The following is a 16,431-nucleotide window of genomic DNA, read 5'->3' on the forward strand; positions in this document are numbered from 1 at the left end:
AGCCATTCGCCATGACTGAAAAGCGCCCGACGCTCACCCTCAAACCCAAGGCCAAGGCTGCGGCCTCTTCCTCGAGCGCGGGCCGGCCCGGCGCCAAGCCGCGTCCAGGCGCCGGCGGCGCAGGGCAGGGACCGGCCAAGGGCCAGGGCAAGCCGGGCCCGCGCCCGCCGCGCGACGCCAAGCCGCGTCCATCCGAGGAGCGCGAGCTCGCCGGGGCGCGTGCCGCCTCGCGTATGACGTCGCAGGCGGTGGCGCCCGTCAGGCAATCCGAGCCGCAGCCGGCCGCACCTCAGCCGGCCACCCCGCGCCTGCGCAGCAGCCATGAAGTCAAGGCGCCGGCGCAGCTCGACTACCGCCCGCTGCTCAAGGGCGATTCGCTGGCGTTCGCGCTGCTCGGCGCGGCCAGCAGCCTCGCGCGCGTGCGCGCCGGCGAGGCCCTGCCGCAGGCGCTGGGCGAGGTGTTCCGCGCCTACGACGCCCAGCCGCAGGCGCGCGGCGCGATCCAGGACATCGCCTACCGCACGCTGCGCCAGCTGGGCCGCAGCGAAACCCTGCTCGGCTTGATGACCTCGAAAGCACCCGAGCCGCCGATGCTGGCCGGCCTGCTGTGCGCCGCCTTGGCGCTGCTCGATCCCCCAAGCGGCAGCGCGCCGCCGTACGAGCCGTTCACCGTGGTCGACCAGGCGGTCGGCGCGGCCACGGCCCACCCCGACTTCGCCCATGCCAAGGCGATGGTGAATGCGGTGCTGCGCCGCTTCCTGCGCGAGCGCGACGCGCTGGTGACGGAGGCGTTGAAGTCGCCGCTGGCCCGGTTCAATTACCCCGATTGGTGGATTGCCGACACCCGCAGCGCCTACCCGCAGGACTGGCAGGCGATCCTGGACGCCGGCAACCGCCAGCCGCCGCTGACGCTGCGCGTGAACCGCCGCAAGACCAGCGTCGAGGCGTATCTCCAGACGCTGCAGGACGCCGGAATGCCGGCGAGCCAGGTCGGTCCGTCGGCGATCCGCCTGGCCCAGGCCGTCAACGTCGGCCAGATCCCGGGCTTCGATCAAGGCCTGGTATCGGTGCAGGACGCCGGCGCCCAGCTGGCCGCGCTGCTGCTCGACCTGCAGGACGGCATGCGCGTGCTGGACGCCTGCGCGGCCCCGGGCGGCAAGAGCGGCCACATCCTGGAGACCGCCGACGTCGACCTGACCGCGCTCGACGTCGATGCGCGCCGCCTGGCCCGGGTCGAGGAAAACCTCGGCCGTCTCGGCCTGCAGGCGCAGGTGCTGGCCGGCCCGGCCGAAGGACACGATTGGTGGGATGGACGTCAGTACGACCGTATCCTGGCCGACGTGCCGTGCACGGCGTCCGGTATCGTTCGGCGCCACCCGGATATCCGTTGGTTGCGTCGCAAGAGCGATACCCACCAACTTGCAACACTTTCCACGAAAATACTCGACAATCTTTGGCAGATGCTCCGGCCGGGTGGTAAATTGCTGTTCGTAACATGTTCGCTCTGGCCTCAGGAATCGGAAGCGCAAGCCGCCGCCTTTGCGGTGCGCCACGGTGCCGTCCGACTCGACGCGCCAGGCCAGCTGCTTCCGCAAAGCGGTGCCGGGCAAGACCACGATGGTCTGTTCTACGCCTTGTTCCACAAGGCCGGGGCATAATTCATTCCCGACAAACCGCTTTATTAAGGCACCGGCCACCTGTGACTGTACGATTTTTCCGCCTCCTCGCTTGCCAGCTGATGCTGGTCCTCGCGTGCGTGACGGCGCAGGCGGCCACCGACGGGATCGAGATCACCCGCGCCACCATCGAAGCATCCGACGACGGCTACCGGCTGAACGCCGCCTATTCGTTCGACCTGAACACCGGCCTCGAGCAGGCCATCCAGCGTGGCACCAAGCTGTATTTCACCACCGAGATCGAGCTGACCCGGCCGCGCTGGTGGTGGACCGACGACAAGGCGGTGCTCATGCGCCGCACCGTGGCTTTGGAATATGATGTGCTGCTGCGGTCCTACCACGTGACCGTGCCCGGCAGCCTGGGCCAGAACGTCGATACGCTCGAGGACGCCCTGTTCCTGATCCGGCGTCCGGGCCGCTGGCTGGTCGCCAAGAAGGGCGACCTCAAGCCCGGCGAAACCTACAACGTCACCTTGCGCATGTACATGGACCCCGCATACCTGCAAAAGCCGCTCCAGGTGGATGCATTCAACAATGCCGACTGGCGCCTGGCCTCGCACAAGAGAAACTTCACCTACCGTGCGGAGTAAGCCGTGACCCAGGCCTTGCGTTACGCCCTGGTGGTCGGCAGCGCGATCGCCTCGATCCTGCTGTTCCTGCTCGCGTCCGCCTCCGACAACTCGGGCTTCTTCGACCGTTATTATTCCTGGCTGCTGGGACTGAATGCCGCGGTGGCCGGCGCGCTGCTGATCCTGGTCGTGGTGGTGGTGTGGCGCCTGTATTCGCGCTACAAGGCCGGCAAGTTCGGCTCGCGCCTGATGGGCAGGCTGATGCTGCTGTTCGCCGGCATCGGCATCCTGCCCGGGCTGGTGATCTTCATGGTCTCGGTGATGTTCGTGTCGCACTCGATCGACTCCTGGTTCGACGTCAAGATCGAAGCCGCGCTCGATTCCGGCCTGAACCTGGGCCGCGCCGCGCTCGACGAGTCGCTGGCCGACCTGGCCGCCACCGCCGGCACCACCGCCGCCACCCTGGCCGGGCAGGACGACGAGGCCGCGCGCACCGTGCTCGCGCGCACCGTCGAGGACGTGAGCGGCGTGCAGAACGCGATGCTCTTGTCCGCCGACGGCAAGCTGATCGCCGGCGCCGCCGAGGACCGCCACGTCAACCTGGCGCCCGACCAGCCGACCGCGCAGATGCTGCGCCAGGCCGCCATGCCGGGCGGCTATGCGCGCGCCGAGGGCGGGGTCGAACGCGACTTCCGCGATGCCGTCCCGGACCAGCCGAACGCGCTCGACGCCGCCACCGGCCTGCGCCTGCGCGTGGTGGTGGCGGTGCCCGAGCCGCCGGGCGCGCAAGCGCGCTACCTGCAGCTGGTGCAGGCGGTGCCGATCAACTTGGCCACCAACGCGGAAGTGCTGCGCACCGCCTACAACGAATACCAGCAGCGCTTCGTCGCCCGTACCGGCCTGCGCAAGATGTACATCGAGACGCTGACGCTGACCCTGCTGCTGGCGATCTTTTCTGCCATCGGCGCCGCCTTCCTGATCGCCGGCAACCTGGCCCAGCCGCTGCTGGTGCTGGCCGAGGGCACGCGCGCGGTGGCCGAAGGCGACCTGTCGCCGCGCCCGATCGTCGAGACCGACGACGAACTCGGTACGCTCACCCAGTCGTTCAACGCCATGACCGGCCAGCTGTTCGAGGCGCGCTCCGCCGTCGAGCGCAACCGGTCCGCGCTGGAAAGCGCCAAGGCCCACCTCGAATCGGTGCTGGCCAACATGTCGGCCGGCGTGATCGTGATGGACGCCGACGGCGTGGTGGTCAACTCGAACGACGCCGTGCACCGCATCCTGCAGGTCGACGTGGCCTCGCTGGCCGGCCGCCCGCTCGACGAGATCGAAGGCCTGGAGCCGTTCGCCAACGCGGTCACGCGCGCGTTTTCGACGCAGAGCGCGGTCCAGAGCGCGGCCCAGACGCAGTCGGCCAACGCGCGCGGGCGCGTGCGCAGCCCGCTGCGCGCGCACTGGCAGCAGCAGATCGAGATCCCGCGCCGTCCGGGCACCAGCGACGACCACGACATCGCCGTGCTGGCGCGCGGCTCGCGCCTGCCGGTCGGGGCGGGCAGCGGCTTCATCGTGGTGTTCGACGACATCTCCGACGTGATCTCGGCGCAGCGCTCGGTGGCCTGGGGCGAGGTCGCGCGCCGCCTGGCGCACGAGATCAAGAATCCGCTCACGCCGATTCAACTGTCGGCCGAGCGCATGCAGATGAAGCTCGAGGACCGCCTCGACCCGCAGGGCGCCGCGCTGCTGCGCAAGGGCACCGACACCATCGTCAGCCAGGTCGACGCGATGAAGCGCATGGTCGACGACTTCCGCGACTACGCCAAGGCGCCGCCGGCGGTGCTGGTGCCGCTCGACCTGAATGCGCTGATCGAGGAAATCCTGAACCTGTACCTGGCCGAGGACGACTCGGACGTGATCCGCCCGGCGCTGGCGTCAAGCCTGCCGCGGGTGATGGGCGACGCCACCCAGCTGCGCCAGGTGATCCACAACCTGCTGCAGAACGCCCAGGACGCATTGGCCGACCGCGGCCAGGATCCCGAGGCCGACCCGCCGCGCATCGAGGTGGTGACCGAGACCATCCACTACGGCCGCGCGGACGGCGAAGCCGGCACTGCGGTGCGCCTGGCGATCGTCGACAACGGCCCCGGATTTGCGCCCAAGATCCTGTCGCGCGCGTTCGAACCGTACGTCACCTCCAAGGCGCGTGGCACCGGACTGGGCCTGCCGATGGTCAAGAAGATCATTGACGAACACGGCGGCCGGATCGACGTCGCCAACCGCGCGGACGGATCTGGCGCTTCGGTATCCATTTTGCTGTTAAAGTTAGCTCCGGAGGCGAACTTGGCCGAAGCGTAAATCGCGCATAGAATCGTGGCTGTAGAGAGAGTCAGATCAGGAAGGCATAAGAAGATGGCGAACATACTCGTAGTTGACGATGAAATGGGCATCCGTGAGCTGCTCTCGGAAATCCTCGGCGACGAGGGACATGCAGTGCAACTGGCGGAAAACGCCCAGCAGGCGCGCCAGGCGCGCCAACAGGGCGCGCCCGACCTGGTATTGCTGGACATCTGGATGCCCGATACCGATGGCGTGACCCTGCTCAAGGAGTGGCAGCGCGATGGCTTGCTGACCATGCCGGTCATCATGATGTCCGGCCACGCGACCATCGACACGGCGGTCGAGGCGACCCGCATCGGCGCACTGAATTTCCTCGAGAAGCCGATCGCGCTGCAAAAGCTGCTGAAGGCGGTGCAGCAAGGCCTGGCGCGCGGGCAGGAAGCCGCGCGCGCGCCCGTGATGGCGCCGCGCACCAGCATCGCCGCGTCCCCGGTGGCTGCGCCGGCACCGGAACCGAGCGTCCAGTCGCAGCAGCTGTATGCACCGCAGCAGCAGGGCGGCAACCTTGGCGGCAGCCTGGGCGGCGGCGCGATCGGCATGGCGCGCCCGATCAGCAACGGCGAGGCGCACGCGCACGGCTACACGCTGTCGTTCGACCTGCCGCTGCGCGAAGCGCGCGACGCCTTCGAGCGCATGTATTTCGAGCACCACCTGGGCCGCGAAGGCGGCTCGATGACGCGCGTGGCCGAGAAAACCGGCCTGGAGCGCACCCACCTGTACCGCAAGCTCAAGCAGCTGGGCGTCGAGCCGGGCAAGCTGGGCAAGAAAAGCGCGCAGTGACCACGCCGGCTGCCGGCACACCCGTGACCACGACCCTGGTCACGGGCGCGCTCGCCCAGGCGCGCGAGGCGGCGATCGCCGCCGCCCTGGCCGACCCTGCGGCCGATCCGCATCGACTCCCTTCCACCGCGATCATCCTCGAAGGCCTGGCGCCCGGCAGCTCGCCGCTCGACGCCTTCCACGACCGGCTCCAGCCGGCACGCATCGCGCCCGGTTGCCTGTGCTGCACCGGCAATCTGGTTTTGCGTGTAACATTGAATCGCCTGCTGCGCCAACGCCCTGAACGATTGTTCATCGGCGTTGCCCGCGGCGAGCATCTTGATCAGTTGCGATCGTGGCTGCAGTCCGAGCCATACGATCAGCTGCTTAGGCTGACCGACGATATCCAGGCTTGAGACCGAACCCGTCTACTTGAAATCGTTTCAATCAGCCCCATTTCATCAATGAAGTGGAATACAAGCGTTATCGAAGTCTCTGTCAGCTGCCCACCGCCGGGCAGCCAACTTCGCACCATCTGATCGAGTGAAGGAGTCATCATGAACATGATCTATAACAGCGAACAGTACAGCGTCGTCGAATTCGGCGTCGATCACAACCTCGAAGCCCTGCGTTTCGGCGGTTACGAGATCGTCGACAAATCCGGCCGGCGTGAAGCGTTCATCGGCGGCAAACTGGCGCAATCGTTCCGGCGCGACGTCAACAACCTCATCGCAAGCGAGCCGACCATGGAGGAGATCGACGATTTCCTGGGCTCCTACGATACCTTGATGAGCCAACCGGTCGTCCTGCACTGACCAGACACTGTCCGGGCCTGCCGCATCGGCCGGCCCGGCCGCCGCAGCATCCTTGCCGCATCACCCGCATCACCATCCCCTGTATTTGCAAGCGCGCATGGTAAGCTTGGCCCATGTGTCAACTCCTCGCGATGAACTGCAATGTCCCGACTGACATTGTGTTCAGTTTCACCGGCTTCGCCCATCGTGGCGGCCGCACCGATACCCACCACGACGGCTGGGGCATCGCCTTTTTCGAAGGCGCCGGCGTGCGTCACTTCGTCGATCACCAGGCCGCGGTCGCCTCGCCGATCGCCGAACTGATCAAGCGCTATCCGATCAAGTCCCTGAACGTCATCGCCCACATCCGCAAGGCCACGCAAGGCCAGGTGGCGCTGGAGAACTGCCATCCCTTCGTGCGCGAGATGTGGGGCCGCTACTGGGTGTTCGCCCACAACGGCGACTTGAAAGACTTCGCTCCGGTCCTCGACGGCCCGTTCCGCCCGGTCGGCACCACCGACAGCGAACGCGCCTTCTGCTTCCTGCTGCAGCAGCTGCGCGAGCGCTTCGGCGATGCCATGCCCGAGCGCAGCGCGCTGCGCAACGCGATCGCCGACCTGGTCGCCGTGATCGCGCGCCACGGCACCTTCAACATGATGCTGTCCGACGGCGCCGCCTTGTACGCGCATTGCTCGACCAAGCTGTGCTATGTGGTGCGCCGTCATCCCTTCGAGACCGCGCGCCTGGCCGACGAAGACCTGTCGGTCGACTTTGCGCAGGTCACGACGCCCCGGGATCGCGTCGCCATCATCGTCACCGCGCCGCTGACCACCAACGAGCAATGGACCGAGTTCGCAACCGGCGAACTGAAGGTGTTCGTCGACGGCATGCCACAAACGTGAAATTTTGTGAACATGCCGACATCATTTTCCTAAGAAAATAATTCCCCACAGTCACTGAAAGCGCGGAATGGGGTAAAGTAGGGGCGTTGAATCCGCAAGCGAGCCTACGATGACCGATACCGCCAGCCCCGACCCCACGAATTTACCGCTGCGCGTGCGTGACTTCTACCTGGGTCGTCAGCCCGTGCTCGACCGCAACCAGGCGCTGTACGGCTATGAACTGCTGTTCCGCGACGCGGGTAGCGGCGCCGAGGGCGGCGCGAGCGCGTCCGGCGCCAGCCAGGCCGGCATCGCCGACAAGCCCGGCGCCGGCCTGAGCGCCACCGCGGCCGTGATCGCGCACACGGCGCAGCTCGGTCTCGCGCGCGCGATCGGCGACGCCGCCTGCTTCCTCAACGTCGACGCCGACGTCCTCGGCAGCGACATCTTCGCCTTCCTGCCGCGCGAACGCACCGTGCTCGAGATCGTCCCGAGCGTGCGCCCCAACGACGCCGTGCTGGCGCGCCTGGCCGAACTGGCCGGCCATGGTTTCCGCTTCGCGCTGGACGGCGTGAGCGACGACGGCGCGCGCCTGCAGCGCCTGCTGCCGCTGGCGACCTTCGTCAAGCTGGACATGCGCGTCATCCCGACCGACACCTTGTCGAACCTGGTCACGCGCCTGCAGGGCATGGGCAAGAAGCTGGTGGCCGAAAAGGTCGAGACCCGTCCGGTCTACGAGAATGCCCTCGACCTCGGCTTCGATTACTTCCAGGGCTATTATTTCGCGCGTCCCTCGATGCTGGGCGGGCGCAAGCTGTCGCCCTCGCAGCTGGCCGTGCTGGACCTGCTGAACCTGGTGTGCTCGGACGTCGACAACGCCGACATCGAACGCGCCATCAAGCGCGACGTCACGCTGGCGCTGAACCTGCTGCGCCTGGTGAACACGCCGGCGGTCGGCGCGCGCCAGCGCATCGAGTCGATCGGCCAGGCGCTGCTGGTGCTGGGCCGCCGCCAGCTGCAGCGCTGGCTGCAGATCATGCTGTACGCCGAACCGGCCACGCGCGGCCACAACCAGACTCCGCTGCTGATGCTGGCGACCACGCGCGCGCGCCTGATGGAGCTGCTGGCCCAGCGCCTGCGCCCCGGCCAGCGCACCATCGCCGAGATCGGCTTCACGGTCGGCATCATGTCGCTGATGGACGTCCTGTTCGGCATCCCGATGGCCGACATCGTCGAGCAGATCCCGGTCAGCGACGAGATCCGCAGCGCGCTGGTCGGCCGCGACGGTTTCTTCGGCGAGTTGCTCAAGCTGGCCGAATGCCTCGAACAGATCGACGGCAACGAGTACGTGCTGCCGGCCCTGAAGCAGCTGGCGATTTCGGGCGACGACATGGTGGAGCTCGAAATGTCGGCTTTCCAATGGTCCGACAGCGTCGTCCGATACGCCATCTAAAGGGGGGCGATTGACCTGCTGCGCGTTGCATTTCCGTTCTGCGATGCTCGCCGTACCGTAAGTACGGCTGCGCTTCTCGAACGGAACTGCCGCCGCTCGCGACGGTCACTCACACCCCGAGACGTTCCGGGTTGCTCGATCCTTAGCCTGTTCGATGGAGAAGCGATGTCGTCGGTATTGCTGAGTGTGGAAAATCTCGTCAAATCCTACGGCGCGCGGCGGGCCGTGGACGGGGTGTCGTTCAGGGTGCTGGGCGGGCAGACGGTTGGGCTGCTGGGGCCGAACGGGGCCGGCAAGTCGACCATCGTGGCCATGCTGTGCGGGCTGCTGCGGCCGGACGGCGGGCGCGTCACGCTCGCGGGCGAGCCGATCGCGGTCGGGACCTCGCACGTCAAGCGCCGCATCGGTCTGGTGCCGCAGGAGCTGGCGCTGTACGAAGATCTGTCCGCGCGCGAGAACCTGCGCCTGTTCGGCGCGCTGTACGGCCTGAAGGGCGCGCCGCTGACTGGGCGCATCGACCACGTACTGGGCCTGGTGAACCTGACGGACAGGGCGCGCGACAAGCCCGCCACCTTCTCGGGCGGGATGAAGCGGCGCCTGAACATCGCGGCCGCGCTGCTGCACGATCCCGAACTGCTGATCCTGGACGAGCCCACCGTCGGCGTCGATCCGCAGAGCCGCAACGCCATCTTCGACACGCTCGAAGCGCTGCAGGCCCAGGGCAGGGCGCTGATCTACACCAGCCACTACATGGAAGAAGTCGAGCGCCTGGCCGACCACATCGTGATCGTCGACCATGGCAAGGTGCTGGCCGACGACAGCCCGGCGGCAAAGCCAGCGGCATCGACGTCGCCGTGGTGCAGCAGGACACCAGCACGGTCGGCGCGAGGATCGCCGCCGGTTTGAAAGCCGACCCCAACCTGCACGTGACGCAGATGGACCTGGCCCAGGCCGAAGCCGCCGTGCGCAAGGGCAGCCAGGCGGTGGCGATCGTGCTGCCGGCCGGTTTCGGCGAGGCGGCCGGCACCGCGCTGTTCGCGCGCACCGACAAGCCGGTGATCCGCATGATGTACGACCCGTCGCAGCCGGCGGTGCTGTCGATGGTGAAGGGCATGCTGACCCAGCAGGTGATGCAGGTCGTGAGCGCCGAGATGTTCGGCGGCGACATGGGCAAGAGGCTGACCGAGCGCAGCCTGCAGCAGCTCCGCCAGGCGGCGCAGGCCGATCCCCGGAACGCGGCGTTGCGCGACATCCTGACGGCGGTGCAGAAGTTCGAGACGCTGCCCGGGAAGACCGGCGCCGACGGCCAGAGCGGCGCGGCGGGCGGCCTGCAGCTGCCGTTCACGACCAGCGACCAGGGCTTGAGCAGCGCGCCGGTCGCCGAAGGCTACAATCCGTATGCGCACGCCTTCTCGGGCATGGCGGTGCAGTTCATCCTGTTCATGGCGGTGAACATGGGCATCGCGATCCTGGCCCAGCACCGCACTGGCGTCTGGGACCGCCTGCTGGCCGCGCCAGTCAGCTTGAGCCAGGTGGTGCTGGCGCGCGCCGCCTCGGCCGTCATCATCGCGTTCTGCCTGCTGTGCGTGATCTTCGTGGTGGCGACGCTGGCCTTCGGCGTGCACGTCAGCAGCATCCCGGGGTTCATCGGCGTGGCGTTCGGTTTCGGCGTGCTCACGGCCGGCTTCGGCCTGTTGATCGCGGCCTACGGCAAGACGCCGGAGGCAGCGCGCGGCATCGCCATGTTCGTCACGCTGATCATGGTGATGCTGGGCGGCGCCTGGGTGCCGACCTTCCTGTTCCCGGCCTGGGTCCAGCAATTGACGCTGGTGGTGCCGACGCGCTGGGCGCTCACCGGCCTGGACGCCGTCACCTGGCGCGGCCTCGGCGCGCTGGCGGCGGCGCCGTCGATGGCCGCGCTGCTGGTATTCGGCCTGGCCTGCATGGCGCTCGCGGTATGGCGCTTCGGACGCGAGCGCCGCTAAAAACGGTTACTTGATCTTCACGTTCGCCACGGTCGGGTCGGCCTTGACCTCGATCGCGGCGTCCTCGAATGAAGGCGCGCCGAAGTGGCCGCGCGCGTCGCGGCTGAAGCCGTAATCCTCGAGCGGGATGCCGAACAAGGTCTGGTCCAGCTTGCCGTTCTCGTTCTTGTCCTGGAACACCAGGACCGCCCAGGTCCCGGCCGGGACGCCGGCAATCCTGATCACGTTGTCGCCGGCCTGGGCGGGAGCGGTGGCGTGGTACACGCATTCCTTGAGGTAGTGCTCGCGGTCGCACACGGCGACGCTGACCTTGCCCTTGCCGGCGGCGACCCCGGTCACGTGCACTTCGACGGTGGCGGCGCTGGCCGATCCCGCAGCCACGGCGGCGACGGTGGCAAAGGCGGCGAGGGTGATACGGCTGGTCGTGAACATGGATCTCCTTTGGTTGTATGGTAGGCTGTGGCATCTTTCTCTGGCCCGCCTGAATCTATGCTGTTCAATGCGCTGATCGTGTTGCTGACCGTCGCTGCGATGGAACTGTTCTCCATCGTCGCGCACAAGTACGTCATGCACGGCTTCGGCTGGGGCTGGCACCAGTCGCACCACGAGCCGCGCACCGGCTGGTTCGAAAAGAACGACCTGTTCGCCATCGTGTTCGCCGGTGTCGCCATCGGCCTGATCTACGCCGGTTCGCGCGGCCATCATCCGCTCGAATGGATCGGCGCCGGCATGACCGCCTACGGCATGCTGTACTTCGTCGCCCACGACGGCCTGGTGCACCAGCGCTGGCCGTTCCGCTACGTGCCGAAAAGCGGCTACCTCAAGCGCCTCTACCAGGCGCACCGCATGCATCACGCGGTGGCCGGCAAGGACGGCGCGGTCTCGTTCGGTTTCCTGTACGCGCCGCCGGTCGCCACGCTCAAGCGCCAGCTGCAGGCGCTGCATGGCGGGGCGGCGTCGAAGGCGACGATGCGCCCGGACGCTGCCACAAGCCAGCCGGACGCGCCGGCGCCTTCCGCCAGCGACGCGCCAGCGCGCTGATCCCGCCGCGCGCCAGCAGGCGCAGCTTGGCGGCCTTCGAGGTGCCGACCCGCTCGTCCCAGGCGCGCGCGCCGCGCTTTTTCACTTCGATCCCGATCTGCCGGTACACGTTGCGCGCGGTGGCGATCGCCCACGCCGAGCGCAGCGGCAGCGCCGCGATGCCGGCGCCGGCCGAGGCGTAGTAGGGCTCGGCGTGATCGACCAGGCGCGCCGCCAGCCTGGCCAGCGCCGGGCGGTGGCGCGGCTGTGCGATCTCGTCGGCCGGGATGCCGGCTTCGCGCAGCCACTGCGCCGGCAGGTAGCAGCGCCCGGCCCCGGCATCCTCGACGATGTCGCGCGCGATGTTGGTCAGCTGGAACGCCAGGCCGAGGTCGCAGGCATGGTCGAGCGTCGCCTCGTCGTGCACGCCCATGATCGAGGCCATCATCAGGCCGACCACGCCGGCCACGTGGTAGCAGTAGCGCAGCAGGTCGTCGATGGTCTCGTAGTGCGCCTCGTCGACGTCCATGCCGAAGCCGGCCAGGTGGTCGAAGGCGAAGCGCGGATCGATCCTGTGGCGCAGCGCGACTTCCTGGAAGGCGGCAAAGGCCGGATCCGGCATCGCCTCGCCGGCATACGCGCGCCGGGTGAGCTCGTACAGCATCGCCAGCTGGGCGGCGGCGTCGTCGACCTGACGCGTATTGAAGCCGAGTTCCTGGCCGTCGACCACGTCGTCGCAGTGGCGGCACCAGGCGTACAGCATCAGCACGCTGCGGCGCACGCCGGGGTCGAACAGGCGCGCGGCGGCGGCGAAGCTTTTCGAGCCGACTTCGATGGTCTGGGTGGCGTGCGCCAGCAGCGCGGGGTCGGCGCGCGTGTTCATGCGCTCAGCGCCATGTGCAGGTCCTCGATCATCAGGCCGGCGGTGGCCTTGGCCGAGCCGATCACGCCCGGCACGCCGGCGCCCGGGTGCGTGCCGGCGCCGACCAGGTACAGGTTGGGCAGCACGGCGTCGCGGTTGTGCGGGCGGAACCAGGCGCTTTGCGTCAGGATCGGCTCGAGCGAGAAGGCCGAACCGAGGTGGGCGTTGAGCTGGTCGCGGAAGTCGTGCGGCGTGAAGATGCGGCTGGTGACCAGCTGGCTGCGCAGGCCCGGCATGTAGCGCTGCTCGAGGTAATCGAAGATGCGGTCGCGGTAGCGCGGGCCTTCGACGTCCCAGTCGATCGGCGCATTGCCCAGGTGCGGCACCGGGGCCAGCACGTAATGGCTGCCGCAGCCCGGCGGCGCCAGCGACGGATCGGTCACGCAGGGCGCGTGCAGGTACAGCGAGAAGTCATCGGCCAGCGCCTTGCCGCCGAAGATCTCGTCGATCAGCTCGCGGTAGCGCGGCCCGAAGCAGACGGTGTGGTGGCGCAGCTGCTCGTGGTGCTTGTCCAGGCCGAAGTACAGCACGAACAGCGAATTACTGAAGCGTTTCTTGCCGAGCGACTTGGCTTCGGCCACGCCGCGCGGATGCTCGCCGAGCAGCGAGGCATAGGTGTGCATCACGTCGGCGTTCGAGGCCACGGCATCGGCAGCGAACACGCGGCCATCTTCGACGCGCACGCCCGACACGCGCCCGTTCGCGGCCTCGATCCTGGCCACCGGCGCGTTCAGCTCGATGCGCCCGCCGATGTCTTCGAACAGCTTGACCATGCCGCGCACCAGCGCGCCGGTGCCGCCTTTCGGGAACCACACGCCCCATTTGCGCTCGAGCGCGTGGATCAGCGTGTAGATGGAAGATGTGGCGAACGGATTGCCGCCCACCAGCAGCGAGTGAAACGAGAAGGCCTGGCGCAGGTGCTCGTCCTGGATGAAGCGCGAGACCAGCTTGTAGACGCTCTGCCAGGCCTGCAGGCGCGCCAGCTGCGGCCCGGCCGCCACCATGTCGCGGAACGACAGGAAGGGCACCGCGCCCAGCTTCAGGTAGCCTTCCTCGAACACGGCTTTCGAGTAGGCCAGGAAGCGTTTGTAGCCTTCGACGTCGGCCGGGTTGCGGGCGTGGATCTGGCGGTCCAGCGCATCCTGGTCGTTGGCGTAGTCGAAGTGGCTGCCGTCTTCCCAGCACAGGCGGTAGAACGGCGTCACCGGCAGCATCTCGACGTAGTCGCTCATTCGCTTGCCGGCGGCGCTGAACAGCTCCTCGAGCGCGGACGGGTCGGTGATCACGGTCGGGCCGGCGTCGAAGACGAAGCCCTGGTCTTCGTAGACGTAGGCGCGGCCGCCCGGCTTGTCGCGCTTTTCCAGCAGCGTGGTCTGGATGCCGCTGGCCTGCAGCCGGATGGCGAGCGCCAGGCCGCCGAACCCGGCGCCGACGACGATGGCGGTTTTCGATGCGTTCATGTGATGGTCCCGGTGGTTCTGATTTGTTGTGGATGGGTCCTGCGTGCGGCGTCGAGCGCCTCCAGCACGGGCACCGGCGGTTTGCCGGACAGGATGCGCGCCTTGTCGCCGAGGTGCAGGCGGGCCGCGTAGAAGTGCGATATCAGCGGCGCCGGCAAGCGGTAGAAACGCTGCATCACTTGCCAGCGCCGTTCGGGCCGGCCGGCCAGGAACAGCATGCGGTTCAGCAGCCGGAAGAAGCCCTGGTCCCGCCATGCCTTGAGCGCCTCGGCGCGGATGGCCGCGAACAGCGCGGGCGCATCGAACGAGGGCACGGGCAAGGCGGCGATGCGTTCGGCCAGGCGCACCGCATGCGGCAGCGAGTAGCCGGTGGTGAAGTGGAACAGGCCGGCGCGCAGGCCGGCGCAGGGCTGGCCGTGCTGGCCGTCCCAGAAGCGCTGCGCGTCGCCCGCCAGCACGATCGGCAGCGAGCCGTGCTCCTCGCGCAGCACCTCGGCGATCTGCCAGCCCTGCGCCTGCGCATACGCGGCGATGTGCGCGCGCAGGCGGTTCGGTTCCCAGCCGCTGTCGTCGACGTAGTGGGTGTCCTCGATCAGCAGGCGGTCCGGGCCGAACGGCAGCACGTAGACGAAGCGGTAGCCGTCGCGCTGGGCGACGCTGGCGTCCATGATGATCGGCGCCTCCAGGCCATGCGGCGCGGCGAGGCGCACGTCCTGGCCGAGGAAGGTCTGGTAGCCGAGCGCCAGGTGCGGGTTCGCCGCCGGGCCGCGGCCGTCGATGACGGCGCGTGCGCGCAGCACCGCGCCGTCCGCCAGCTCGGCCGCGGTGGGAGTCACGCGCGTCACGCGCGCGCGCAGGCGCAGCACGCCCTCAAGCGCGGGCGCGAGCACGCGCGCGAAGTCCTCGGACAGGATGCTGGCGTAGCCGCTTTCGAGCGTGCGCGTGTAGGCCGGGAAGCGCACCTGGTAGCGCGGCCAGCGTTGCGAAACCAGCGGCGCGATCCAGGCACGCTGACGCGCGTCGAGGTCGCCGTCATGGAAGGACCAGGTGTGGTTGCCGCCCAGCGTGTCTTCCTGTTCGAGCACCAGGATGCGCAGCTCCGGCCGCTCCTGGCGCAGGCGCCAGGCGATCAGGCCGTTCGCCAGGCCGCCGCCGGCCAGGATCAGGTCGTAGTCCGGATGGTTCATGCCGTCTGCGCGTGGGAGGGGGCATGCGGGTCGGCATGGGAAGCCGCCGTGCGCAGCCCGAGCGCATCCTCGACGATGTCGGCCGCGCGCGCGGTCCCGCCCGCGCGCGCGACGGCCTCGGCCAGCGGCGCCAGGCGCTGCTTGAAACGGCCGTCATCGAGCAGCGTGCGCAGGTGGCGCGCCAGCGTGCCCGCGCCCGAAAAACGCGCCGATGCCTGCAGCCCGATGCCGGCATGCCGCACGCGCGCCGCGCCGCCCGGATGGTCGAACGCGATCGGCAGCGCCAGCATCGGCGTGTTGGCGGCGATGGCGTCCATGATCGTGTTCCAGCCGGCGTGCGAGATCACGGCGTCGGCGCGCTCGAGCGCGGCCAGCTGCGGCGCGAACTCGACCACCCAGTCGGCGCCGGCCCGCTGCAAGGACTTCGCCTGGGCTTCGTCCAGGCCGCCGCAGTGGGCGACCAGCAGCTGCACGTCGACCTGGCGCGCCGCGCGCACGATGCGCTTGAACAGGTCGAGCCGCCCGCCCTGCATGGTGCCGAGCGAAGCGAACACGAACGGCCGGTCGGGATCGATAGCGGGCAAGGGCGTGACCTTGGCCACGGTCGCCCCGTTGGCGCGCGACAAAGGCCGCAGCGGCCCGACGTGATGGAAATGCGTTGGCAGTTCCTTGCGCGGAAACTCGAACTCGGCCACGGTCTGGCTCACCTGCGCCAGCGGCGACAGGCACTCGTGCAGCATGCCGCGCGCCGGCAAGCCCAGGCGCCTGGCCTGCGCCTCGATCGCGCGCCGGTGCGGTCCCATCATCCAGTCGTAGACGCGCGTGCTGCCTTCGACCATCTTGAGCGAGCGTTCGTCGGTGCCGTAGCCGAAGGGCATGACCGGCAGCGGGATGCCGGGCTCGCGGTTGACCGGCAGCGCGCACGCCACCGAGACGAAAGGCAGGCCCATCGCCTCGGCCACCAGGCCGCCGGCCGCTTCCATCTGGTCGGCCAGCAGCGCGTCGATGCCGAGCTGCTCGATGGCAGCCGGCAAGGTCTCGCACAGCATCGTGGTCGAATCGGCCATGTCCTGGATCACCCGGCGCAGGCCGAGCGGGCTGCCGGGATTGGCCGCCAGCTTCAGGGATGCCGCCAGCGAGCCGGGCGGATGGGTGGCGGCGCCGACCGCGTGAAAGCCCAGGCGCGCATCGCGCACGTAGCTTGCCGCGTCGGGCCGATGCAGGAAGGTGACGCGGTGGCCGCGCTCGGCCAGCGCGCCGGCCAGTGCGGACAGCGTCGTGTAGTGGCTGAGGAAGGCGGGGGCGACGACGCCGAAATGCGCCATGTGGGG

Annotated in this window: 15 protein-coding genes and 1 pseudogene; 11 read left to right on the top strand and 5 right to left on the bottom strand. The window is 68.7% G+C overall.

Annotated features, from left to right (window positions below):
- Positions 1-11: 11 nt before the first annotated feature.
- The 10 genes from rsmB to FA90_RS22440 all read left to right on the top strand — a co-directional run bounded on the left by rsmB (position 12) and on the right by FA90_RS22440 (position 10,511).
- Positions 12-1,658, top strand: a complete 1,647-nt coding sequence (gene rsmB / locus FA90_RS22395; RefSeq protein ID WP_036172684.1) for a 16S rRNA (cytosine(967)-C(5))-methyltransferase RsmB — start codon at positions 12-14, stop codon at positions 1,656-1,658.
- An 80-nt stretch (positions 1,659-1,738) separates the two neighbouring features.
- The gene (locus FA90_RS22400) at positions 1,739-2,266 is read left to right on the top strand and encodes a DUF4390 domain-containing protein (protein ID WP_051972009.1); all 528 of its coding nucleotides are present in this window, start codon (positions 1,739-1,741) and stop codon (positions 2,264-2,266) included.
- Positions 2,267-2,269: 3 nt separating this feature from the next.
- Positions 2,270-4,597, top strand: a complete 2,328-nt coding sequence (locus FA90_RS22405) for an ATP-binding protein (protein ID WP_036172689.1) — start codon at positions 2,270-2,272, stop codon at positions 4,595-4,597.
- A 54-nt stretch (positions 4,598-4,651) separates the two neighbouring features.
- The gene (locus FA90_RS22410) at positions 4,652-5,419 is read left to right on the top strand and encodes a response regulator (protein ID WP_036172691.1); all 768 of its coding nucleotides are present in this window, start codon (positions 4,652-4,654) and stop codon (positions 5,417-5,419) included.
- Positions 5,420-5,442: 23 nt separating this feature from the next.
- Positions 5,443-5,814: a hypothetical protein gene (locus FA90_RS22415; RefSeq protein WP_051972247.1), complete on the top strand. Its 372-nt coding sequence runs from the start codon at positions 5,443-5,445 to the stop codon at positions 5,812-5,814.
- 141 nt (positions 5,815-5,955) lie between these two features.
- On the top strand, positions 5,956-6,213 hold the full coding sequence (locus FA90_RS22420) for a DUF3567 domain-containing protein (RefSeq protein WP_036172695.1): 258 nt from the start codon (positions 5,956-5,958) through the stop codon (positions 6,211-6,213).
- A gap of 113 nt (positions 6,214-6,326) precedes the next feature.
- On the top strand, positions 6,327-7,094 hold the full coding sequence (locus FA90_RS22425) for a class II glutamine amidotransferase (RefSeq protein ID WP_036172697.1): 768 nt from the start codon (positions 6,327-6,329) through the stop codon (positions 7,092-7,094).
- Positions 7,095-7,203: 109 nt separating this feature from the next.
- Entirely contained in the window at positions 7,204-8,526 is a 1,323-nt protein-coding gene (locus FA90_RS22430; RefSeq protein ID WP_036172699.1) for an EAL and HDOD domain-containing protein, read from the top strand.
- Positions 8,527-8,691: 165 nt separating this feature from the next.
- On the top strand, positions 8,692-9,432 hold the full coding sequence (locus FA90_RS27035; protein WP_081933990.1) for an ABC transporter ATP-binding protein: 741 nt from the start codon (positions 8,692-8,694) through the stop codon (positions 9,430-9,432).
- Entirely contained in the window at positions 9,381-10,511 is a 1,131-nt protein-coding gene (locus FA90_RS22440) for an ABC transporter permease (protein WP_051972010.1), read from the top strand. The genes FA90_RS27035 and FA90_RS22440 overlap by 52 nt, the downstream gene beginning before the upstream one ends.
- Before the next feature lie 6 nt (positions 10,512-10,517).
- On the opposite strand, the gene FA90_RS22445 is transcribed toward FA90_RS22440, so the two are convergent.
- The gene (locus FA90_RS22445; RefSeq protein WP_036172701.1) at positions 10,518-10,943 is read right to left on the bottom strand and encodes a DUF2141 domain-containing protein; all 426 of its coding nucleotides are present in this window, start codon (positions 10,941-10,943) and stop codon (positions 10,518-10,520) included.
- Between the two features lie 57 nt (positions 10,944-11,000).
- Between FA90_RS22445 and FA90_RS27750 the strand changes: the two are divergent.
- Positions 11,001-11,390: pseudogene (locus tag FA90_RS27750) on the top strand (sterol desaturase family protein); the annotation flags it as partial.
- A 40-nt stretch (positions 11,391-11,430) separates the two neighbouring features.
- Here the strand turns inward: FA90_RS27750 and crtB are convergent.
- The 4 genes from crtB to FA90_RS22470 are packed head-to-tail and all read right to left on the bottom strand — an operon-like array spanning position 11,431 to position 16,425.
- Positions 11,431-12,414, bottom strand: coding sequence for a 15-cis-phytoene synthase CrtB (gene crtB, locus FA90_RS22455; RefSeq protein WP_051972011.1), 984 nt, complete (start codon positions 12,412-12,414; stop codon positions 11,431-11,433).
- On the bottom strand, positions 12,411-13,913 hold the full coding sequence (locus FA90_RS22460; RefSeq protein WP_036172705.1) for a phytoene desaturase: 1,503 nt from the start codon (positions 13,911-13,913) through the stop codon (positions 12,411-12,413). The genes crtB and FA90_RS22460 overlap by 4 nt, the downstream gene beginning before the upstream one ends.
- On the bottom strand, positions 13,910-15,100 hold the full coding sequence (crtY, locus tag FA90_RS22465; protein ID WP_036172707.1) for a lycopene beta-cyclase CrtY: 1,191 nt from the start codon (positions 15,098-15,100) through the stop codon (positions 13,910-13,912). Before crtY ends, FA90_RS22460 begins: the two co-directional genes overlap by 4 nt.
- Positions 15,097-16,425 carry a glycosyltransferase gene (locus tag FA90_RS22470; protein ID WP_036172708.1) on the bottom strand — a complete coding sequence of 443 codons (1,329 nt, stop codon included), beginning with the start codon at positions 16,423-16,425 and terminating at the stop codon, positions 15,097-15,099. The genes crtY and FA90_RS22470 overlap by 4 nt, the downstream gene beginning before the upstream one ends.
- Positions 16,426-16,431 lie beyond the last annotated feature (6 nt).

Source organism: Massilia sp. 9096 (assembly GCF_000745265.1).
Lineage (GTDB): Bacteria > Pseudomonadota > Gammaproteobacteria > Burkholderiales > Burkholderiaceae_D > Telluria.